Annotated in this window: 22 protein-coding genes; 15 read left to right on the forward strand and 7 right to left on the reverse strand. The window is 44.7% G+C overall.

The genetic code is table 11. The features are described from left to right. Nucleotides 1–11: 11 nt before the first annotated feature. Genes speB through speD form a run of 4 tightly spaced genes read right to left on the reverse strand, consistent with a single transcriptional unit; the run spans nt 12 to nt 4,004 of the window. Nucleotides 12–884: an agmatinase gene (gene speB / locus CAN90_RS07420; protein ID WP_187138317.1), complete on the reverse strand. Its 873-nt coding sequence runs from the start codon at nt 882–884 to the stop codon at nt 12–14. Then, complete coding sequence (gene speE, locus CAN90_RS07425; RefSeq protein ID WP_085833206.1) at nt 865–1,725, reverse strand: polyamine aminopropyltransferase; 861 nt, start codon at nt 1,723–1,725, stop codon at nt 865–867. The genes speB and speE overlap by 20 nt, the downstream gene beginning before the upstream one ends. Before the next feature lie 3 nt (nt 1,726–1,728). After that, nucleotides 1,729–3,159 carry an aminotransferase class I/II-fold pyridoxal phosphate-dependent enzyme gene (locus CAN90_RS07430; protein WP_085834318.1) on the reverse strand — a complete coding sequence of 477 codons (1,431 nt, stop codon included), beginning with the start codon at nt 3,157–3,159 and terminating at the stop codon, nt 1,729–1,731. 56 nt (nt 3,160–3,215) lie between these two features. Further along, on the reverse strand, nt 3,216–4,004 hold the full coding sequence (gene speD / locus CAN90_RS07435; protein WP_085833207.1) for an adenosylmethionine decarboxylase: 789 nt from the start codon (nt 4,002–4,004) through the stop codon (nt 3,216–3,218). A 674-nt stretch (nt 4,005–4,678) separates the two neighbouring features. On the opposite strand from speD, the gene CAN90_RS07440 reads away from it, so the two are divergent. From CAN90_RS07440 to CAN90_RS07465, 6 genes are all read left to right on the forward strand, one after another. Continuing rightward, nucleotides 4,679–5,332 carry a hypothetical protein gene (locus tag CAN90_RS07440; RefSeq protein WP_143750809.1) on the forward strand — a complete coding sequence of 218 codons (654 nt, stop codon included), beginning with the start codon at nt 4,679–4,681 and terminating at the stop codon, nt 5,330–5,332. Between the two features lie 465 nt (nt 5,333–5,797). After that, nucleotides 5,798–7,246 carry a 4Fe-4S dicluster domain-containing protein gene (locus tag CAN90_RS07445; RefSeq protein WP_085833209.1) on the forward strand — a complete coding sequence of 483 codons (1,449 nt, stop codon included), beginning with the start codon at nt 5,798–5,800 and terminating at the stop codon, nt 7,244–7,246. Between the two features lie 28 nt (nt 7,247–7,274). Further along, on the forward strand, nt 7,275–8,183 hold the full coding sequence (locus CAN90_RS07450) for an ABC transporter ATP-binding protein (RefSeq protein WP_085833210.1): 909 nt from the start codon (nt 7,275–7,277) through the stop codon (nt 8,181–8,183). After that, nucleotides 8,180–8,983, forward strand: coding sequence for an ABC transporter permease subunit (locus tag CAN90_RS07455; RefSeq protein WP_085833211.1), 804 nt, complete (start codon nt 8,180–8,182; stop codon nt 8,981–8,983). Before CAN90_RS07450 ends, CAN90_RS07455 begins: the two co-directional genes overlap by 4 nt. 280 nt (nt 8,984–9,263) lie before the next feature. After that, complete coding sequence (locus CAN90_RS07460; protein WP_085833212.1) at nt 9,264–10,109, forward strand: PHP domain-containing protein; 846 nt, start codon at nt 9,264–9,266, stop codon at nt 10,107–10,109. Nucleotides 10,110–10,193: 84 nt separating this feature from the next. Beyond that, nucleotides 10,194–10,472: a TIGR03905 family TSCPD domain-containing protein gene (locus CAN90_RS07465; RefSeq protein WP_479723227.1), complete on the forward strand. Its 279-nt coding sequence runs from the start codon at nt 10,194–10,196 to the stop codon at nt 10,470–10,472. An 82-nt stretch (nt 10,473–10,554) separates the two neighbouring features. Here CAN90_RS07465 and CAN90_RS13715 read toward each other — a convergent pair whose 3' ends face one another. Further along, nucleotides 10,555–10,713: a hypothetical protein gene (locus tag CAN90_RS13715; protein ID WP_187138318.1), complete on the reverse strand. Its 159-nt coding sequence runs from the start codon at nt 10,711–10,713 to the stop codon at nt 10,555–10,557. A 343-nt stretch (nt 10,714–11,056) separates the two neighbouring features. Here CAN90_RS13715 and CAN90_RS07470 point away from each other — a divergent pair, with 343 nt between their 5' ends. The 5 genes from CAN90_RS07470 to CAN90_RS07490 all read left to right on the forward strand — a co-directional run bounded on the left by CAN90_RS07470 (nt 11,057) and on the right by CAN90_RS07490 (nt 16,517). Then, complete coding sequence (locus CAN90_RS07470) at nt 11,057–11,506, forward strand: CtsR family transcriptional regulator (RefSeq protein WP_085833214.1); 450 nt, start codon at nt 11,057–11,059, stop codon at nt 11,504–11,506. Nucleotides 11,507–11,615: 109 nt separating this feature from the next. Continuing rightward, complete coding sequence (locus CAN90_RS07475) at nt 11,616–12,146, forward strand: UvrB/UvrC motif-containing protein (RefSeq protein WP_085833215.1); 531 nt, start codon at nt 11,616–11,618, stop codon at nt 12,144–12,146. Further along, on the forward strand, nt 12,143–13,171 hold the full coding sequence (locus tag CAN90_RS07480) for a protein arginine kinase (protein ID WP_085833216.1): 1,029 nt from the start codon (nt 12,143–12,145) through the stop codon (nt 13,169–13,171). The genes CAN90_RS07475 and CAN90_RS07480 overlap by 4 nt, the downstream gene beginning before the upstream one ends. A gap of 69 nt (nt 13,172–13,240) precedes the next feature. After that, complete coding sequence (locus CAN90_RS07485) at nt 13,241–15,706, forward strand: ATP-dependent Clp protease ATP-binding subunit (RefSeq protein WP_085833217.1); 2,466 nt, start codon at nt 13,241–13,243, stop codon at nt 15,704–15,706. 160 nt (nt 15,707–15,866) lie between these two features. Beyond that, on the forward strand, nt 15,867–16,517 hold the full coding sequence (locus tag CAN90_RS07490; protein WP_085833218.1) for a hypothetical protein: 651 nt from the start codon (nt 15,867–15,869) through the stop codon (nt 16,515–16,517). Nucleotides 16,518–16,609: 92 nt separating this feature from the next. On the opposite strand, the gene CAN90_RS07495 is transcribed toward CAN90_RS07490, so the two are convergent. Continuing rightward, nucleotides 16,610–17,545 (reverse strand): S1 RNA-binding domain-containing protein, encoded by a 936-nt coding sequence (locus CAN90_RS07495; protein WP_085833219.1) that lies wholly within the window; start codon nt 17,543–17,545, stop codon nt 16,610–16,612. 262 nt (nt 17,546–17,807) lie between these two features. Between CAN90_RS07495 and CAN90_RS07500 the strand changes: the two genes are divergently transcribed. The 4 genes from CAN90_RS07500 (at nt 17,808) to CAN90_RS07515 (ending at nt 21,758) form a co-directional block, all read left to right on the forward strand. After that, nucleotides 17,808–18,671 carry a peptidylprolyl isomerase gene (locus CAN90_RS07500; RefSeq protein ID WP_085833220.1) on the forward strand — a complete coding sequence of 288 codons (864 nt, stop codon included), beginning with the start codon at nt 17,808–17,810 and terminating at the stop codon, nt 18,669–18,671. Nucleotides 18,672–18,697: 26 nt separating this feature from the next. After that, entirely contained in the window at nt 18,698–19,015 is a 318-nt protein-coding gene (gene trxA, locus CAN90_RS07505; RefSeq protein WP_085833221.1) for a thioredoxin, read from the forward strand. Between the two features lie 322 nt (nt 19,016–19,337). Next, nucleotides 19,338–20,954, forward strand: coding sequence for a CTP synthase (locus CAN90_RS07510; protein ID WP_085833222.1), 1,617 nt, complete (start codon nt 19,338–19,340; stop codon nt 20,952–20,954). 114 nt (nt 20,955–21,068) lie between these two features. Next, the gene (locus tag CAN90_RS07515) at nt 21,069–21,758 is read left to right on the forward strand and encodes a GntR family transcriptional regulator (RefSeq protein WP_085833223.1); all 690 of its coding nucleotides are present in this window, start codon (nt 21,069–21,071) and stop codon (nt 21,756–21,758) included. Nucleotides 21,759–21,843: 85 nt separating this feature from the next. Here CAN90_RS07515 and CAN90_RS07520 read toward each other — a convergent pair whose 3' ends face one another. After that, nucleotides 21,844–22,149 carry a carboxymuconolactone decarboxylase family protein gene (locus CAN90_RS07520; RefSeq protein WP_085833224.1) on the reverse strand — a complete coding sequence of 102 codons (306 nt, stop codon included), beginning with the start codon at nt 22,147–22,149 and terminating at the stop codon, nt 21,844–21,846. Between the last annotated feature and the right edge of the window lie 77 nt (nt 22,150–22,226).

A 22,226-nucleotide genomic window follows, 5' to 3' on the forward strand; every position in this document is an offset into this window, starting at 1 on the left:
ATTTTGTATTTTTAATGAATGGATGGGGGAACAACGGTTAAAAGTAGTTCCCGCAGGATTTTGCAAGCAACCGCAGTGGAAACTCCGCTTTGGTCGTAAACGGGGGAGAGCTCGTTTACATCGCACCCAATAACATTTAGGTTATTGAGTACCATTACCGCATGCAGAAGCTGCATAAAGCTAACGCCGCCTGGCTCTGGAGTTCCTGTGCCGGGGAAAACAGACGGGTCGAGTACGTCCAAATCGATGGTAACGTAAACGGGCTTGCCCTTGAGCGCTTTTATCACGCTTTCCAGACCCTCAAAGTTAAATTTGTGGGTGGATACATGCTCCTTACCCCACAGAAACTCACTGCGGTCACCGGAGCGAATACCGAACTGAAAGATTCTGCCGTCTCCCACCAAATCCCAGCAGCGGTGTAGTACCGAAGCATGGGAGAGAGGTGTGCCAAGGTATTCGTCGCGCAGGTCAGCATGTGCATCAAAATGCAGGATGTGTAAATCGGGGTACTTTTTTACTGCGGCACGAACTGCACCGAGGGTTACCAGGTGCTCGCCGCCAATCATAACGGGCATCTTGCCATCCTGTAAAATACCTGCCGCAAAATCTTCAATTTGTGAAAGAGCTTTTTGAGTGTCGCCAAAGCAAAGTTCTAAATCGCCGCCGTCGAATACGCTAATATCGGTCAAGTCTTTATCCTGATACGGGCTGTATGTTTCCAGTCCGAACGAATCGGCTCGCATAGCACGGCTGGCAAAACGGGTGCCTGGGCGAAACGAGGTGGTTGAATCAAACGGTGCGCCAAACAGTACGGCTCTTGCTTCTTCGTACTCGCAGTCGCAGCCCAGAAAGGTTTCAATGTTTTTAGTCAATGTGTTCGACATTTTTCAGGAGCTCCTCCACATAGTTTGGTAAGGCGAATGCGCCCTTGTGCAGCTTGGTATTATAGTAACGGGTCGGAATAGCACGTTCCTTCCAGCGTTTTGTATCTAAATCTTTAAGTGGGTGATATTTCTTCGACGCAAATCCGAACAACCAGTGACCGGAGGGGTAGGTGGGAATATGCGCCTGATAAACTCGACTAATGGGAAAGGATTTTACAATTCGCTTGTGCGCCCGCTGCATGGCAAGTGCATCCACAGCATAAAACGGACTTTCATGCTGATTAACCATGATGCCATCCTCTTTAAGTGCCTTATAGCAGTTGCCGTAAAACTCGCGGGTAAATAGTCCCTCGCCGGGGCCAAATGGGTCGGTGGAGTCAACCAAAATTAAGTCGTATTCCTCACTCTGGCGGCGCACAAACTTTAGGCCGTCTTGAAAATAGAGCTTTACTCTCGGGTCATCGAAGCCGCATGCGGTAAGGGGAAGATGCTCTTGGCAGACCCGCACCACTTGCTCGTCTATTTCTACTAAATCAATCCGTTCTATTTCGGGGTAACGAATCAACTCGCGTACCGCGCCGCCGTCTCCTCCACCGATGACTAGCACGCGCCGCACCTTGGGGTGTACCGCCATGGGAACGTGTACAATCATTTCATGGTAAATAAATTCGTCGCGCTCGGTCAGCATCATGTAGCCGTCAAGCGTTAAAAAGCGACCAAAATCATCCGATTCAAACACATCAATGCGCTGAAATTCACTCTGTGCGCTGTATAGCTGCCGGTCTACCCGGATGGAAAGCTGAACGCCGGGCGCGTGTTTTTCTGTAAACCATAAATCCACCGTTCATTCCTCCTTGATTACATTGAGCCGTTCCAGCTCTAAATCCTCTGGGCCGGTTAAAAAACAACCCTTGTCTTTGGCATACGTAATATATTCCAGTATTTCACCGGTAATCAACTCGCCCGGTGCGAGAATGGGGATTCCCGGTGGGTAGCACATTACAAATTCACTGCAAATCCGCCCGGCACTTTGAGCAAGAGGCAGAGCTTCTTTTTCTGCGTAAAACGCTTTTTGTGGAGGCACGGCAACAATGGGGGAAATATACTCCATTCGGAGCATGCCCGTTTTGTCACGCTTATAATTGCGGCGAATTTCAGCGAGTGCGCCAACAAGCCGCTCCAAATCGCGGTGGCGGTCACCTACGGAGAGATAAGCCAGAATATTGCCGAGGTCGCCAAACTCTACCTGAATGTCGTATTCATCCCGCAGAATATCGTATACTTCAATTCCTGCAAGGCCAAGTTCAAGCGTATTGATGGAAAGCTTTGTCGTATCAAAATCATATACGGTATCGCCGTTAATTAGCACGCGGGAGTAGGCGTAGTAATCGCCAATCTGGTTGATTTCTCCGCGCGCATACTCCGCCATTTCATTCACACGGCGAAAGATTTCTTTTCCCTCCGTGGCAAGCTTTTTCCGGGAAATATCAAGACTCGAAAGCAGGAGGTAAGAGCCGCTGGTGGTTTGTGTTAAATTAATAATTTGTCGTACATAACCTTCACTCACGCCGCCGTTTACCAGCAGGAATGAGCTTTGGGTGAGTGAGCCGCCAGATTTGTGCATGCTAACTGATGCCATGTCCACTCCGGCTTTCATGCCGCTCATTGGGAGGTTTTCACCAAAATATAGGTGTGTGCCGTGTGCTTCATCTGCTAGTACCAACATACCGTGTTGGTGCGCCAGCTCCGTAATCGCTTTTAAATTGGAGCAGATGCCGTAATAGGTGGGGTTGTTAACAAGAACCGCCCTTGCCTTTGGGTGCTCTTGTATCGCCTGCTCCAGCGCAGAAAGGCGCATTCCAAGAGAAATACCCAGGCGGTGGTCGGTTTCGGGATTCACGTAAACAGGTGTTGCACCGCATAATATAAGTGCATTGATGACACTACGGTGTACGTTACGGGGGAGAATGATTTCATCCCCATGCTTGCAGGCGGAAAGCACCATAGCCTGTACCGCAGAGGTAGTACCGTTTACCATAAAAAAAGCGTGTGCCGCACCGAATGCATCTGCTGCCAGTTCTTCCGCTTCACGAATAACAGAGACCGGGTGGCACAAGTTATCTAGCGGTTTCATGGAGTTTACATCGAGCTGCATGCAGCGCTCGCCTAGAAATTGGGTTAGTTCGGGATTTCCCCGCCCGTGCTTATGTCCGGGTACGTCAAACGGAACGACCCGCTCGGCTTGAAAATCCAGTAGTGCCTGACGAATGGGCATACGGGTTTGGTCTAATTTGCTCAAGAAAGGGCCTCCTTTCTATTTCAATACAGGTTTTAGTACACGTTACTGCCAGAGAAAATCTCAATCATTTCACGCCGCAGGCTGTCGGTAATTTTTAACCTTGCCTGTGGCGGCAGCTCATAAACGTCTGTATTAAAGAGATAGTTCTGCAAGTTAATGTCTTTGATTAACATCTTCGTATGGAAGAGATTGGATTGATAAACGTTTAAATCAATGGCATCGTATTTGCGTAGCGTTTTGTCATCAATATAATCTTGAATGGATGTCATTTTGTGATCCATAAATAGCTTCTTTCCCGTTACGTCGCGCGTAAAGCCGCGCACACGGTAATCCATGGTGATAATATCGGAATCAAAGCTGCCAATTAAATAATCGAGCGTACTAAGAGGGGTGATTTCACCGCAAGTTGCAACGTCAATATCTACACGAAAGGTTGCGAGAAACGTGTCCGGGTGGTATTCCGGGTAGGTGTGTACGGTTACGTGGCTTTTATCGAGGTGTGCCACCATCGTTTCACCCGAAAGCTCTGCACGGGGGCCGAATCCACGCCCTGCCAGCATGGACTCCTCCGCAATTAAAAAGGTGACGCTTGCACCCTGCGGGTCATAGTCTTGCTTCGAAATATTTAGCACATGGGCACCAATCATTTCAGTTACACGCTCCAGAATCCCGGTGAGACGTTCGGAGTTGTACTGCTCGTCTATATAGGCGATGTAGTCGCGCTGCTCCCGTTCGCTTTTGGCGTAGCAGACGTCATAGATGTTAAAGCTGAGAGATTTTGTTAAATTGTTAAAGCCATATAATTTCAGTTTGTTTTCCATACCGTCACCTGATTCCCGGCGTATTTTTGTTTAGAGAAATTGTACTCGCTAAATAGAGGATGTATTTATGTTTCACGAATGAAGGTACTGTTAAGGAGTATTGCCTTAAAAATAAAAAAGACTCAAATGAAAGACGGCGCATGCCGCACTTACCACTTGAGTCAACAATTTCTGTTCGTTTTGTTTTATTTTGAGCGGGTCATGCGCAAGGGTATGCACATATCCGCTATTATTTATTCAAAAGCACAGAGAATCAGAGTCTATATAGCAATAACTTACTTTTACTACTCTTATTGATTGTTTCACAAGCGTAATGTGCGCATGGCACACGGTTTTAAGTAACCAACTTATAAAATTTGAGCAACGGCTCAATCAATAAGGCAACGAAAGTTGCCAACCGGCATTTTGACCCAGCTGTCCGTATGGCATTTGATTTCTTCTGCAAAACACAAAAGAAATGGTCAAAAAAAGTTGTTGCTGAGAAAGTTATTTTACTTTCTCTGAAAATAGGCTTTAATCCTACTTTTCTTTCGAATTGCATTGTACTATAAATTATCTCAAAATGCAAGAAAAATATTATCGAAATATGATTATTCAATAAAATATGGTATAATTTGGAGGGTGAAACATGCTCAATGAATTATATGTATGTTAAATGGAGTGATTAAGAACTCGTGAAACATAAAACAATAGGGCTCATATCGATATTCATATTTTTAATATCTTTAATGTCTTGTAATACAGATGCAACAGTTTTATTAGATAGCAGTTTACAAGCAATTCCAGCGAATAGTAAGAGCGTATTTAAAAGATTGTGCTATATTAATGATGCGTCCAATTTCAAAGAATTGAGTGATTTATCTAATTATATTATTGTTGGAACGCTGCAAGATGATGCAAAGCAGAAGCTGTATTATGCAGACTCAAAAATAGAATACCAAGCTTTATATGGAGTAACTGTATCATCCTTTAGAATTTATAAGGTTTTTAAAGGCAATTTAAAAGAAGGCGAAACAATAAAAATAGCTGAGACATACTTTACGCAAGAGAATAATGGGGATATGATTCAATATTTAATGGATTATGGACCTTCAGAGCCGAATCGTGAATATGTTTTTTTCTTAAACAAAGAAGATGATAAAAATGAGTTTTTAGAGGGTTATTTTTCGCCATCTATAAGAGAAAAGGGAAGATACCCCGTGCTTAATAAACCACTCTTTGAAGAAGTAACTTCACAGGATATTCAGGATTTAAAATTAGTGAGTGTTACAGAAAATGAATATTTGTCTTTATTGAAAGAGGTAAGAGCTTTTCTAAATGTTCATTAAATAAAGTATCAATAAATAGGATGTTTTGCTAGCTAGTTCTTTCATTTTTAGTTTAAATTATGAAAAGAAAGTTTAATTTCAATTGCACAAACTGTCCTCCATGTGAATACATATGTATTCCATTAATCAGTTCATTAAAAATAATATTTATTCATTTGTTACAAATTTTGCAAGATGAAAAGAAAAACAAAATCCTACTTATTGATACAATTTAATTCAAGTATATCACAGAAAAAAACACGGTTTTTTGTGCACTTTATTAATATGTTCCATTATGGTTTTTTTTCTGTTTTTTTGCATGAAGATTATATTTCTCTCTTGTTATTATACATTAGTAATGTTATAATAATCACAAACAATAACATGAAACAGTCCGCGCTATTTGGCAGAAAAGGGCGGATCGTTTCTTATGATTTTTACTGTACGCCATAAAAATACAATGATAAGAGTAGGGTGGATTTTAGCATGAAGTATGACAATGACGCAAAACAGCTTAAGTACCGAGTATTGTCTTCGGTGGCTCGTATGAGTTTTGACAATCAACTGTCAGAGCATTTGGGGGATATTCCGTATGAGATTATTCCCGGTCCTCAGCCTGCCTTCCGCTGCTGCATTTACCGTGAGCGCGAAATTATTCGTGAGCGTGTTAGCGCAGCTTGTGGAGAAGACCTTCCCCGCCAGCAAGAGAATGCAGTAATCGGCGTTGTGCCGGCTGCGTGCGAAGGGTGTCCGATTAACCGTTTTAATGTTACGGACAACTGTCAGAAGTGTTTGGCAAAAAAATGTGTTGCGGCATGTCCTTTCGGGGCAGTTAGCGTTACCGGCCGCGGTGCGTATATTGACCCCGCTAAGTGTAAGGAATGCGGCCGCTGTGCTGCTGCTTGCCCCTACAATGCCATTTCAGACACAATGCGCCCTTGCTTGCGTTCTTGCCCGGTGAATGCCATTACAATGGACGAATACAGTATGGCTGCCATTGATTACAGCCGTTGCATTAGCTGTGGTGCCTGTATGGCTGGTTGCCCATTCGGTGCAATTACTGACCGTTCCAGCCTTGTGAATGTGATTCAAGAAATTCAGTCTGGCAAAAAGGTATATGCCGTTTTTGCTCCTGCAATTGAGGGCCATTTTGGTACCGCAAATGTAGGCCAGCTAAAGGAAGGCTTGCGCCGCCTTGGTTTTGCAGAAGCAGTTGAGGTTTCTTTGGGTGCCGATGCAACCGCTTACCATGAGGCTCAGGAGCTAAAGGAAGCCGTTGAAGAAGGCAAGAAGATGACTACCTCTTGCTGCCCTGCATTTGTAGATATGATTGAGAAGCATTTCCCGAAATTAGAGCCCAATATTTCACATACAGCTTCTCCTATGACATTAACGGTGCGGTACTTAAAAGAAAAAGAGCCAGATATTTTAGTTGTTTTCTTTGGTCCTTGTGTTGCTAAAAAGCTTGAAATACAAAAAGCAGAAGATACTGCTGACTATGTAATGACCTTTGAAGAGCTTGCTGCGATGTTCGATGCAAAAGAGATTGAAGTTGAAACGCTGGAAGTAGAGAATGAACAGGACGGCAGTCTGAAGGGTAAAAACTTTGCCGTTAGCGGTGGTGTTACTGCGGCTGTGGAAGCTGCCCTTGCAGAGGACGGTTTTGACAAAGAGGTTTCCTGCGTAAAGTGCAGCGGCGCGAAGGAATGCAAAAAACAGCTTATGGTGATGAATGCCGGTCGCATGAAGGAAGACCTGATAGAGGGTATGGCGTGCGAGGGCGGCTGTGTTGCAGGCCCCGGTGGTGTGGAATCGGCACAGAAGCTGATGAAAAACCGCCAGAAGCTTTTGGCTACCGCAGACAAGCGCGGAATAAAAGAAAATGTGGAAGAGATTCATGATTTAACGAAGATTCATATGGAGCAAAGGACATAATAGAATAAAAAAGAGGTGGGCGGGTTTTATGAGTGCGATTGTTGCGCAATCCTTGGGAAAGTCGTATAATGGGAGTACACAGGCTCTTTCCGACTTAACTCTTCAAGTTCCACAGGGCGGTGTATGTGGTTTCCTTGGCCCAAACGGTGCAGGGAAAACGACTACGGTAAAGCTTTTAACCGGCTTGCTGCGCCCCACCTCTGGTGAATGCTCGGTAATGGGTCTTTCGCCACAAACAGAACCGGAGAAGGTTCATGCTTTATGCGGTGTTATGACCGAGACAGCCCGCATGTACGGAACTATGACGGGGCAGCAGAATCTGGAGTTTTTTGGTGAGACGGCCGGCTTGGTACGGGCGCAAGCAAAGGAGAGAGCGGAGCTAATGCTCCGCAGCCTTGACCTTTGGGAGGCTCGTGAGCAAAAAGCAAACCAGTATTCTACTGGTATGATGCAGCGTCTATCATTGGCTCGTGCGTTAATGCACGAGCCTCAGGTGCTTTTTTTGGACGAGCCTACCAGTGGGCTTGACCCCGAATCGGCACAAGCCGTAAATGAAATGATTACTTCGCTTGCCAAAAAGAGCGGTGTTACTGTTTTTTTATGTACTCACCAGCTCCGTTATGCGCAAGATTTGTGCAGTACCTATGGAATTCTGCATCGTGGAAAGATGGTTCTACAAGGGAGCTTTGCAACCTTATGTGAGGGTGCAGGCTGCCATATAAAAGCTGGTATTCTAACCGATACAGAACAGACTCTACCTGGTTTTGTAAAAAATGGAGAGTATTGGGAAACGGAAATTGCTTCGGAAGCAGAGATGCCCGCAATCTTGCGGGATTTAATTGCACAGGATATTCCAGTGTATGAGGCGCGCTTGATTCGCCCTACGCTAGAGGATGTTTATTTTTCCTTCTTGCAAAGTCAGGAGGTGGCAAAGTGAAGCTGCTGTCAAATTCTGAACTGGCTGTACTGAAGAAAGATTTTAATGAAGTGTGGCATTTGCGCAGTGTTCGTGGTACGTTAATTGCGCTACCGGTTGCCATGGTAGTGGTTTTGCCGGTGCTTTATTTATTACTAGTTTTGTATGCTCCGGCGGATCAGCTCAATGGGGTAGATAACATGATGAAGCTTATGCCACAGGAGCTTATCGCTTTTTTTGATTTAAAGCAATCCATGTTTTACTTAATGGTAAATGTGGTTTGCCCCATGTTTTTTTTAATGATTCCGCTCATGTCTTCCACAACAACAGCCGCTGCAAGCTTTGTGGGGGAAAAGGAACGGGGAACGATGGAAACGTTGCTTCTTACGCCGCTTTCAGCGCGCAGTCTCTTTAAGGCAAAGGTTGCTGGGTGTGCAGCGCTTTCCCTTGTTATTTCATCTGCTTCGTTCCTTGTTTTTTCGATTGTAGTTGGAGCTGGAAACCTGATTTTAAAAATGCCGTTTTTTTTGAATTGGAATTGGCTGGCGCTCGTCTTTGTACTTTCACCTTCTACAACGGTATTTGGTGTTATCTTCATGGTTCTTCTCTCAGGCCGTTCGAAAAGCTATTTAGAATCCATGCAGCTTTCTGGGTTCATTGTAATGCCGTTGGTGCTAATTATGATTGCACAGTTCACGGGGCTAATTTATGTTGAGGCTTTATGGACCTTAATTGCTGGAGTTGTGTTATTATTTGTAGATGTAATGCTCTTATTTATATCAGCTAAAAAATTCAATTCGGAACTTCTTCTTAGAAAATAAAATTTTCAATAGTTCAATTTATATTAAGAAAGAAGCTTTGTAACGAAGGCTTCTTTCTTTGGTCACTTAGAGAAACGTTTTATCTAAGCGAAATGACTTGTAAGAAACAGGGGCAAACTGGGCTCTAAGAGCGTAGGTTTGTTCCCTTTTTCGTGTGTCCTCATCCGAATAAATAAAGAAAATAACGACAAATAATCTTTCTAACATCGTAATACAAAACTGATTATTTACTTACTATACAGAAAATAAATTATAATTAAGGCATATGAGGGGGATAAAAATGGCAGCAGATTTACATTGTCATACAAGAATGTCGGACGGCGCACTTTCCATTGATGAACTGGTGTTGCTGGCCAAAGTAAAGGGGCTTTCTACCATAGCGGTAACAGACCACGATACCTTTGCGGGCGCAACGAGAGCAAAAATATTTGGGGATCGCCAAGGGGTAGAGGTTATTCCCGGGATCGAAATTTCTGCTTTTGATAATGCGCGAGGCAGAAAGGTACATATTTTGGGTTACGATTGTGAAAGCCCGGATCGCCTCGAGGGCCTTTGCAAACGAATTGGTGAATCGCGTAAAAAAGCGGCTAATATTATGATGCAAAAGGTGATGCGGCTGTACCCAATACCGGCAGATATGTTTTTGCGCCGTGCGCAGGGCTGCACGAACATTTATAAGCAGCATATTATGCACGCTCTGATTGATGCCGGCTATACCACCGAAATGTTTGGCTCTGTGTTCCACAAGCTGTTTAGCCCCCGCGGAGGGCTTGCTTACAGTGCGATTGAATACCCCGATGTTCACGATGTAATTCGGCAGATTCATGAGGCGGGAGGCGTAGCCATAATGGCGCACCCTGGTCAGTACGATGGCCACGACCTTATGCTGGAGCTCGCAGAACGCGGAGAGATTGACGGTATTGAGGTTTGGCACCCCACCCATAAGGAAGAGGATATTCCTCAATATATGGCTTTGGCGCGTCTGCGTGGCCTAATTATGACGGGTGGTTCTGATTTTCACGGTATGTATACGTCGCATTCTTGTGGGCTTGGGGCGTTTACCACTCCCGATGAGCAATTAGATGCTTTAAAAAAGAGAAGTAAAAAAATAAAATCTGGCGGTTAATTTAGAGTATTGTTAGCTGAATTTTCTTTCAAAGCAAAAAGGAATCTTCAATTTGAGGAATCCTTTTTCATTATGTATCGTAGGATGAAAGAGAGGAGAGAAGAAATGCAGTATGAATTTCGCCCCAGTGGGGTATGTTCTTCAAAAATTGTAATTGACGTGCAAAAAGATACCGTGCAAAGGGTTGAGTTTGTTGGCGGTTGCAGTGGGAACAGCCAAGGTATAGGTGCGCTTGTGCAGGGAATGAAAGTAGATGATGTTATTTTACGGCTACAAGGAATTCACTGCGGACGCAAAAACACCTCGTGTCCCGATCAATTAGCGCAGGCACTTCGTTTATACAAAACAAAGCACGAGTTGTAAAAAGATATGAGAAAAGGGAGCTGTGGGTTTTCCACAGCTCCCTTTTTGTGTGTGCGGGTTAGATCGTTTGCAGAGCGATGAATTAGCAGCCGCAGCCGCCGCATCCGCCACCGCAGTTGTTGTTGCAACCACAATCATTACCGCATCCGCCACCGCAGCCACCCCAGCCGCCACAGCAGAACAGAAGGACTAAAATGATGATCCACCAGCAACCGCCGCCACCAAAGTTATTGTTACACATTATTGTATTCCTCCTTTCGGTTTACACTATAGTATATTGCGTGCGGAGAAATGGTGTTACAATAATTTTGCTGCAATATTTTCTGCTGAAAAATCTCCGCTTCATCTCTTTTCAGCAATTGAATTACGCCCGTATGAATACATATGGAAAAGGGCGATGCAGCAATTATAAGAAACCAATAAGAATCCTTAGAAAATAATATGCTGGGGAAGATAAATTGCTACTATCTGCGAAAATCAGTCAAAATTGACTTTAACTGACTTTGACTATAGAAACAGACATTATATAATAGAATATACAAAGTCAAAGAAAGTCAAAATCAGAAAACGGATGGATGGGTATCATGAGAATGAGTGATCATGTTGCCAACTATATATTGGCATTATTAGAAGAAGAAAATGGAAAAGCAGAAATACAAAGAAATGAGTTGGCAGAAGCACTGGGGTGTGTTCCCAGCCAAATCAATTATGTAATCACCTCCCGCTTTACACCAGAGCAAGGCTATTTGGTAGAGAGCCGCCGCGGTGGAGGTGGATATATTCGTATTACACAAATACAAATGAATGCAAGCAGCGCCATTATGCACACAGTAAACGCTGTGGGGCATACGCTTGACAGTGCAACGGCTCGTATTATGTTAGCAAATTTGCTCGGACGTGATATTCTTTCGGAAAAAGCGGCAAACATTATGGCAGCAGCTTTAAATGACCGTTGTTATCAAAATGTTCCAAAAGAAGAGCGGGATGTGCTTCGCGCAGCAATTTTTAAGCATATGCTGATGACACAAATATAAAATTCTATAACAGCAAGCTTATTTTTGAGTAATGATATGACGTCTTCCTAACTGGCAATGAGCTCGCTCGGAAGACGATGTTTGACTATTGTATGTAGGAGGGATCGTTATGAAATGCCAGATGTGCGGGAAAAACCCGGCTACTACCTATGTGAAAATTATTGTGAATGGGGAGTTAACGGAATATGCTCTTTGCGGGGAATGCGCCCAAAAAGCAGGGTACGGGAATTTTATGTACCCATTTTCGTTGGATTTTAATAGCTTGCTAGGCAGCTTTTTTGGGAATCAGGCTCCTGAAATGACAGATACCGAGCGCTGCCCGGGCTGCGGTTCTTCCTTTGGGGAGATCGCACAGAGCGGTAAGGTTGGCTGCGCGGAATGCTACCATACCTTCCGTGAGCGGCTGATGCCATCCATACAAAGAATCCATGGCAATACAAATCACTCCGGCAAGCACCCCAGCAGCCGTGCGCTCCGAGTAACACCGGAGGCTAAGCTGAGTGTTGCTCCACAAGAGCAACAAACGGAGCTAAGCCGTAAAAAGAAAGAGCTTCGTGAGGCAATTGAAAGCCAAAACTTTGAACGTGCAGCCGTTCTGCGCGATGAAATTAAAACATTGGAAGGGGGCGGTAAAGAATGATGAAATGGTACGAGAAAAGTGGCAAGGAGGCCGACGTGGTTATTAGTACCCGTGTAAGGCTGGCTCGAAATCTGCAAGATTACCCGTTTCCGGTAAAAATGAGCGCCGAACAGCGCGCGAAGGTAGAGCAAGCGGTGCACGATGCCGTTATGCGCGGCAACAGCTCTATTTCAAACAGCTTTCGTTATATCAGCTTAGACGACATTGGCCAGAACGAGGCAGTCTCTTTGGTAGAACGCCATTTGGTAAGCCCAGAGTTTATCTCTGCGCCAAATGGTCGGGGTCTATTACTCACGCAGGATGAAACCATCTCAATTATGATTAATGAAGAAGATCATTTGCGCATTCAGGTTATGTGCGAGGGGCTTGATTTGGAGGGCGCCTATGAAATGGTAGACCGTGTGGATACCTTGCTCAACGAGAGTCTGCATTTTGCATTTGATGAGAACTTGGGTTATTTAACACAATGCCCTACAAATATTGGTACTGGTATGCGCGCCTCGTTAATGCTGCATTTACCGGCACTGCAAGAGAGCGGCGCAATGCGCCGGGTAGCCTCCAGTCTTTCAAAGCTCGGTCTTGTAATACGTGGTATTTACGGGGAAGGCAGTGAGCCGGTAGGGGCATTTTATCAGCTCTCCAATCAGGTAACACTCGGGCTTAGTGAGCAAGCGGCGATTGCAAACCTAAAAAGTATTGCAGAGCAGTTGATAACGCAAGAAAGAAACGCCCGAACCGAATTGGTTAAGACGGTGGAAGCGCAAGACCAGATTTTCCGCTCCATAGGCATATTAAAAAGTGCCCGTGTTTTAAGAAGCGACGAATTTATGCGACTCATTTCTTATGTGAGAATGGGAGTTGCAACCGGGCTTATCACCGGTATTGCATACGACACCATTAATAGCTTAATTGTTCAGGTGCAACCGGCTACGATGATGCTAACGAAGAAAATGACCGCCACTGAAAGGGATACACTGCGGGCGGGAGTTGTTTCTGAACGGCTTAAAGAGTCTTCCGTAAACTGATTCACAATTTAATAAAACTTAAAAATAAAATCAAATTTTTTATGATATTGAAAAAAGGGGGGACGATCTATGTATCGTTTTAACGGATTTACAGAAAAAGCAAACACTGCTCTCAATCAGGCCATTGAATCGGCGGAAAACTTAGGGCATACGTATATTGGCAGTGAGCATATTGTGCTCGGTCTTTTAAAAGAAGGCTCAGGTGTTGCTGCCACCGTACTCAATAAGCTGCAAGTAACCGCAACTAAAATGGAACAGCTTATGGCTGAGAAAATTGGTACCGGAACGAAAACCAACCTCTCTGCCGATGATTTTACACCCCGCAGCAAGCGCATTTTGCAAATTGCAGTGATGGAAGGGGCACGGCTTGGCCATAACTACGTTGGAACAGAGCATTTGCTCATTGCAATTTTATCGGAGGGTGACAGCTACGGCGTTCGGTTCCTTCAGTCACTTGGCGCAAAGACCAGTGACATTTTAAACGAAATCAGCTCTGCTTTGAGCAGTGGGGAAGATTCGGCTTCCGGCTCAGGTATGCCGTCTGTTTCGTCTGGTAAGGGCGGCAAAGGCGGTACCAAAACGCTGGATCAGTTTGGTCGGGACCTTACCGCACTTGCAGCAAAAGGTGGTATAGACCCCGTAATAGGCAGACAAACCGAAATTGAGAGAGTGATTCAGATTCTTTCTCGCCGCACAAAAAATAACCCTTGCCTCATTGGTGAGCCTGGCGTTGGCAAAACTGCCGTTGCAGAGGGCCTCGCTTTGAAAATAGCAGAGGGTCAGGTGCCAGAGCTGCTGAAAAACAAACGGGTTATCACACTCGATTTAACGGGTATGGTTGCCGGCACGAAGTATCGCGGTGATTTTGAAGAGCGAATCAAAACAGCAATGGATGAGGTTCGCAACGCAGGTAATATCATTTTGTTCATCGATGAGCTGCATACCATTATTGGTGCAGGCTCTGCCGAGGGCTCTACGGATGCGGCAAATATTTTAAAACCCGCACTCGCCCGCGGCGATTTTCAGGTGATTGGTGCTACAACCATCAATGAGTACCGCAAATATATCGAAAAGGATGCTGCTTTGGAGCGCCGCTTCCAGCCGGTAATGGTTGGTGAGCCGAGTGAAGAGGAAGCGATTGAGATTCTAAAAGGGCTTCGTGACCGTTATGAAGCACACCACAAGGTTCGAATTACAGACGAAGCGATTGAAGCGGCGGTTAAGCTTTCTTCCCGCTATATTGCAGACCGATTTTTGCCGGATAAGGCAATCGATTTGATGGATGAAGCATCTTCCCGTGTTCGCCTGCGTGCCTTTACCGCTCCTACAGATTTGCAGGAGCTGGAGAAGCGAATTAAGGAATTGGAGCAGGAGAAATCTGCCGCTATTAATGCGCAGGAATTTGAACGTGCCGCCAAGGTGAGAGACGAAGAGAAGAAGGCTAAGGATGAGCTCGAAAGCCAGAAGAACTCGTGGTCCGAAAAGCGTTCTCACGACGGCGGAGAGGTCTCTCCCGAAGATATTGCCAATGTGGTGTCTGTATGGACCGGAATTCCGGTTGTGCAGCTAACTGAAGAGGAAAGTGAACGACTGCTCCATTTGGAAGAGACTTTGCACCAGCGTTTGGTTGGGCAAGAGGAGGCAGTAAGTGCCGTTGCCAGAGCAATACGCCGCGGCCGTGTTGGACTGAAAGACCCCAAGCGCCCCGTTGGTTCCTTTATTTTTCTTGGGCCTACCGGTGTTGGTAAAACCGAACTCACAAAGGCGTTGGCAGAAGCAATGTTCGGGAATGAAAATGCGATGATTCGCCTTGACATGTCTGAATATATGGAGAAGCACACCGTTTCTCGTTTGGTTGGTTCGCCTCCCGGATATGTAGGCTATGATGAGGGTGGTCAGCTAACGGAAGCAGTTCGCCGCAAGCCTTATTCTGTCGTGCTGTTTGATGAAATTGAAAAGGCACATCCCGATGTATTTAATATTCTTTTACAAATCTTGGAGGATGGCAGACTCACTGATGCACAGGGAAGAAAAGTGGATTTCAAAAACACTGTCATTATTATGACCTCAAACGTTGGTGCACGTCTCATTACCGAGAAAAAGGGCAGCCTTGGCTTTGCGTCGGAAGATAATCAGAAAGTCGACAGCGAAAAGGTAAAAGAGCTGGTGCTTGGAGAGTTGAAGAGCACATTCCGCCCAGAGTTCTTAAACCGTGTGGATGACATTATTGTATTCCACAAGCTTTCGGATGAAAACATTCGCGAGATAGCAGGCCGCATGCTTCAAATTTTGCAGAAGCGTTTGCGTGAAATTGGTATTTCTGCCACATTTACAGAGAGTGCCATTGCTGAAATTGCAAAAGAAGGCTTTGACCCCATTTACGGGGCACGCCCACTGCGTCGTGCGATTCAAACTAAGCTGGAGGATCGCCTTTCAGAGCTGATGCTAGAAGGAAAGGTGCGTGCAGGTACACAGATTGTATGCAGTTATGAGAATGGAGAATTTTCTTTTGTAGAATCACCCATTGAGGAATAATTCGCCCAAAGTGCCCCTACATCGAAGACTTTTGGTGTAGGGGCACAGCCTCGAATAATCTGCTTTGTGATTATGCAAATACAATTGGGAATCTTATATACTCACTGAATGATTTATGCTATAATAGGGGCATTTAAAGATGTGAAAGTGGGTGTTGTCAATGGAATCCGCAGTAAATAGTCGCCCTAATTTAGCGGCAGCTCTATTTCGTTTCATTGGGGCCTCAATCCCTGCCGATTATACAGAAGAAGAAGAGGCACAGCGTTTGTATTCAAAGCTTTTGAATGATCATGAAAGATTGCGCAAAGTAATTTCTCTATGTGGGATACCCAAAACGCCGCAGCAGCTTTATATTGCCGCCATGGCCAGCAGTTGGCTCGGCGAAGATAATGCACTGACCGCGAAATATGCGCAACAGTACCTTGAAACCCCCGGATGGGATAGCTTGTCTTACGGAACGATTGTAGAGGATGGAATTACAATTAGCCGTTGGGCAAGAAGCCGAGCCGAAATGTATATGATTTTGGCGCAGGCCCAAGAGAACTTGGGGAAGCATGAAGCGGCTCTTACCAATTTGGCAGAAGCATACCGTTTAGAGCCTTACAATGCGATGTATGCAGTAAAGCTGGCTGGTGTTATTGAAAACGCACGCAGCCGCAAAGAGGCACTGCAATTTTTAAAGCAGCAAACGCTAACTCCGTATTATAAGCCCCTGCATTATAAGGATGAAAACGGAAAGAATGGCAACAACCATACCTTTCGCCAAATAATAGATTCTCACATCCTGCGCTTAGAATCGCTGGATCAATGAAAAAAGCCCACGAGCAGTGTTTTTCTGCTTCGCGGGCTTTTTCTGTGAGATTTTTCTTTTGATAAAAAAGAAAATAGCAAATTTCGATTATTTTAAGCTAAGGAGAATTCGGTTGTAATTTGCTTATCACTGCATTCCGGTGAGTAAACAAAACGATCCATGTGTTCTCCCTTAAAGAAGTATTTTGGTGGAATGGGTCGGTAAGAATAATCGAAGGTATCTATTATGACTAACTTAATTTTCATGCGAGAGGGCAAAATACTCTTAATATAAACGCTTGCCTGCTGCCCTGGTTGGATTCCCTCTTTAATTTCTGCAAGCCCAGCTAAGTTGGGTGCGAGCTCAACAAAAATTCCGTATGGTTCAATGGAGCGAATAATACCAGCAACGGTTTCACCGGTGTGGAATAAAGCAACATTTTCTTCCCAAGTACCCAAAAGCTCTTTTTGGGTAAGCGTAATTCGGTCACCCTCCATCGATTTAATGATGGTGCGAATATCCATCCCAACGGTAAAGCGCTCTCTGGGGTGGTCAATGCGCGAAACAGAAATTGCATCAATTGGCAATAGAGAGATAATCCCGCACCCAATGTCTGCAAAGGCACCAAAGGTTTCTAGGTGGGTAATACGTGCGTCGGTTACGTCGCCGGGCTGGAGTTTTTCTATGTATTCTCTCCGGCATTTTTCTTGAGCCGCTCTTCGGGAAAGCACCGCAATTGGGTTGCCTGCATCATCCTTTTGGAATCCGGTTATGATAAAGCAGACAGGGCGGTTCACTCTTGAGATGATGGCAATGTCCCGTGTGGTACCCTCACGAATGCCCAGAGCACCTTCTTCGCGTGGGATGAGTCCCTTCATGCAGCCCAGGTCTACCAGCAAATTGTGCATGCTGTCACAAACTAGCGCCCGTCCTTCCAGTATTTTTTCGTCCCGGCTTGCATCCATTAGGGCAGTCATGCTTGCCATAGCAGCCCGGTTTTCCGGCGTGTCAATCTTCCAGCCCTCGGGCTTATAAGTATTCAGGCCCATTCTTTTACCTCCTTTTTCCGGTCAAAACATCTATATGCAAAAAAACACGTGAGTAATACTGAAATCATTAGGTTGAACTGCTTTCCCATTTTTTTGAGCCGAAATAGTTGTAATGCAGAAAACTCACGGTCTTTTTTCTTCCATGGATTTTTAAAAATTATCATGTATTATCTTGTAATCATCATCAATGGAAAAGCTTGCATATTAAAACAAAATAGACTAAAATATGAAACAAAATAGATGTGAGAGGAAAGGTGGTTTCATGCAGAAAAGATTGCGTATCGCACTAGTGGGGTTATCTACACTTTTGTTGCTGACAGCCTGTGCGAGTCAGCCCAAAAACGAGGTTAATAATAAACAGCAAATTTCCAGCGCTGCGGAACAGCAAAACTCCAGTGCCGCAGAGCAGCTAAATTCAAGTTCAGCAAATCAACAAGAGAAGACCTTGGGGTATCAGCTGGACAAGCCTACGGCAGGTGAAGAAATCGCTGTAATGAAGACCAGTATGGGAGATATAAAGCTGCGCTTTTTCCCCGAGGCTGCACCAAAAACAGTAGATAATTTTAAGCAGTTGTCGAAAAAGGGTTATTATAATGGAATTACCTTTCACCGAGTTGTCAATAATTTTGTTATACAGGGCGGTGACCCAACAGCTACCGGTCTTGGTGGTGAAAGTGCATTTGGAAAAGCCTTTGAAGATGAATTTAGCAAATCGCTGTTGAATCTTCGCGGTGCGGTCGCTATGGCGAATTCTGGTCCCAATACCAACGGCAGCCAGTTTTTTATTAATCAGGCTCCGATATCTGCGTTCTATGGTTGGGAATATTATGAACAGGGTTATGAATTGTACAAGCAAAATCCCGAAGCAGTTACGGCTCGACATGGAACTTTGGTTGACATGAGTAAAATCTCGGATGCTTATAAAAAGCTGTATACGGAAAATGGTGGAAATCCCACATTGGATGGTGCATACAATACGACTGGAAGAGGCCATACCGTATTTGCTCAGGTTTTTGAAGGTTTGGATGTAGTAGACAAGATTGCGGCAGTTGAGGTTGGTGAGGGCAATAAGCCTTTAAAAGACGTTACAATAACTAATATTACATTGGAAAAATATAAGGGATAATTTCGATAAGAAAAGGAGTTAATATTATGGCTGTAATTCATGCTACAAAAGAAAATTTTGATCAGTTAATTAGCGAAAATCCATTGGTGCTTGTCGATTTTTGGGCAAGCTGGTGCGGCCCGTGCCGTATGGTGGCTCCCATTGTGGAGGAGCTTGCAAAGACCTTTGAAGAGAACCTTACGGTTCTGAAGGTGGATGTGGATGAAAACCAGGAGCTGGCTCGCCGCTATGGTATCATGAACATTCCAACCGTTATTTTGTTTAAGGATGGCGAAAAGAGCTGGTCTGAGATTGGAGTAAAGCCGCAAAAGTTTTATGAGGAGCAAATTCGTCAATCTCTGTAAATTCTAAATGATACGACATTGTATTCGTATTCCATGATTCATTTTGCATATTATAAAGAGAAAGCAGCGTGAGTTTTTCACTTACGCTGCTTTTTATAAAAGTGATATAAAATGAAATATGGAATGATTTGGATTGATTGTTCCGGGAAAAAAATGTCGATTTTTCTCGTATCTTTGGAACTCCCTACGAAACCGACAAAATATCGCTTATCCCAATTGACACCCGCTGGGATAGGCGATATAATAAAATGCGGTAATTTGTGTTCCCCAGCAGTTTGATGGGGAATTTATTTTTTAAAAGGGCAGTTGGTAGGAGGAAATTATGGCAGCAAAATATGTGTTCGTAACTGGTGGAGTCGTGTCTGGCCTAGGAAAAGGAATTACTGCAGCTTCTTTGGGGCGTTTGCTCAAGTCGCGCGGTCTGCGTGTGACCATGCAGAAGTTTGACCCGTATTTGAATGTAGACCCGGGTACAATGAATCCCTTTCAGCATGGTGAGGTTTTTGTAACGGATGACGGAGCGGAAACCGACCTTGATTTGGGTCATTATGAGCGTTTTATTGATGAGAACTTAACACAAAACAGCAACGTAACGTCTGGCCGCATTTACTGGAACGTTCTTCAAAAGGAGCGTAACGGCGACTATGATGGCGGAACGGTACAGGTAATACCGCACATTACAAATGAAATTAAAACCCGTATTACAGACGGGAAAGAGAACGTAGACATTGCAATTATAGAGGTTGGCGGCACCGTGGGTGACATTGAGAGCCAGCCATTTTTAGAGGCGATTCGCCAATTCGCAACTGAAATTGGGCGTAACAATTGCCTCTTTATTCATGTAACTTTGGTACCGTATTTAGCAGCTTCTCATGAGCAGAAGACAAAGCCGACCCAACATAGCGTGAAAGAGCTGCTTTCTATTGGAATTCAGCCCGACATTATTGTTCTTCGTTCGGAACTGCCTGTGGCAGAGGACCAAAAGAAGAAAATTGCTTTGTTCTGTAATGTAAGAGAAAACTGTGTGATTCAGAATTTGGATTTGCCGCTTCTTTATTCTGTGCCGCTGGCATTGAAAGAAGAGCGTTTGGATGATATTGTGTGTAAGCATTTTGCTCTGGATACCCATGGCGCGGACTTAACTGAGTGGATTAAAATGGTAAACACGGCTATGGCTTTGACAGAAACCGTTACCATTGCCATGGTAGGCAAATATGTTGACCTGCACGACGCATACCTGAGCGTTGCAGAAGCACTCACACATGGTGGAATTGGCAACCATGTAAAGGTAGATGTTCGTTGGGTGGATTCCGAGCTGATTACCCCTGAAAATGTAAATGAAATGCTTGACGGAGTGCATGGTGTATTGGTTCCCGGTGGCTTTGGCCAGCGTGGAATCGAGGGCAAAATTACAGCAATTCGTTATGCGCGTGAAAACAGCGTGCCGTTTTTGGGCATTTGCCTTGGCATGCAAATGGCAATTGTAGAATATAGCCGCCATGTGCTCGGTTTGGAAGACGCAAACTCTGCTGAATTTGATCCGCAGACAAGCAATCCGGTTATCGATTTAATGCCGGAGCAGAAGGACGTGGTTCAGCTTGGCGGAACCATGCGCCTTGGCAAGTACCCCTGCAAGCTGCTGCCCGACACAAAGGCATCTGCTTTGTATGATGAGCAGGCCTTGATTTCAGAGCGTCACCGCCACCGTTATGAAGTGAACAATGATTACCGTGACCAGCTTGAAGCTGCCGGTGTTGTGTTCTGCGGAAGATCTCCTGACAACCGTATTGTTGAAATGATGGAGCTGCCGAACCACCCGTGGTTTATGGGGGCACAGTTCCACCCGGAATTTAAGTCTCGCCCCAACCGCCCGCACCCCTTGTTCCAAGGCTTTGTTGGTGCAGCGAAAGAGTATCAAAAAGAAGCTTCCGCTGAATGATTAAACCAGTAAAATGCATTGAATTCTTCCCCCGCGTAAGTGGGGGAAGAATTGCTGTATTGGCAAAAAAACTTCGGAAGCAAAGTGACGATAACACGAAAGGGTTCAAATCACATGGAGCATAAAATCAAGGTATCTGCTCCGGTATATCAGCAAATAGCGGCAGATATTGCAGCTAAGATTGTTGAACGCAGGTACCAGGTAGGCGACAAGCTGTACGCCAGGTCGGCTTTGGCCAGTCAGTACAGTGTATCGCCAGAAACGGCTCGTCGCGCGATTGCAGTTTTGTCTGACCTTGAGATTGTATCCGTAGTTAAGGGTAGTGGCGTTGTAATTTTATCTTACGACAACGCGGTTCGCTTTGTTCAGCAATTCATGGATATTAAATCTTTGTATGACCTGAAGAAGAATATTACGGAAAGCATTGATCGCCAGCGTAAAGAAGCCGAGCATATGGCAGAAACCATTTCTGAAATATTGGACAGAACGGAACGCTTTCAAGCTTTTAATCCCTTTATTCCATTTGAGATTGAAATTACTACGAAAACACCGTATTTGAATTTATCGATTGCCGACATTAACTTTTGGCACTATACGACTGCAACTATTTTAGGAATTCGCAGGGGTGAAATGATGATGATTTCACCTGGGCCTTACGCTGTTCTCTGCGAAGGTGATGTTCTTTACTATTGCGGCGATACAGACTGCCAAATGCGCGTGCGCAACTTTTTGTATCCGGAGCACCCGCCTGAACAAGCTATTATTGATAAATTACACGCCTCTCACCAAAAGAGAGGGGAATAAGAAAAGCATCCTTGCTATTGCCTAAAAGGCAGAATAGAAGGATGCTTTTTTTGCTGTGCAAAATATAGCAGGCAGGGCGAATCTGTTAATCTGGAATATCGCTTAAATAAGAGAGTCCGTCGGCAACCTGTATTCCCAAAATAGGCAAAGGCACTAGAATGGCACTCTTTATTTCTTCCTTTGTTGCGCCGAGCTCCCTTGCCTGCTGAATGTGAAAGGGGAGGCCACTGGTGTTTTTTGAGGCGACTAAGGCCGAAATGTAAGCGAGTTCATGCGTCTTTTTATCTAGCGCACTCTTTTCAGAGAGTAGCAAAATGGTGTTCATGAGAGCGGGGCCAATTCCATTCGTTTCTTTGAGGAGCACTTCAAAACCGGGGGTTACCTTTTTCATAGGATACATCCTTTCTTTTTTGAGTAATTTTCTCTACATAGATAAAGACAAGATGAATTTAGAAAAGATACGGCCAA

The sequence above is a fragment of the Clostridium merdae genome (genome assembly GCF_900176635.1).
Lineage (GTDB): Bacteria > Bacillota > Clostridia > Oscillospirales > Acutalibacteraceae > Faecalispora > Faecalispora merdae.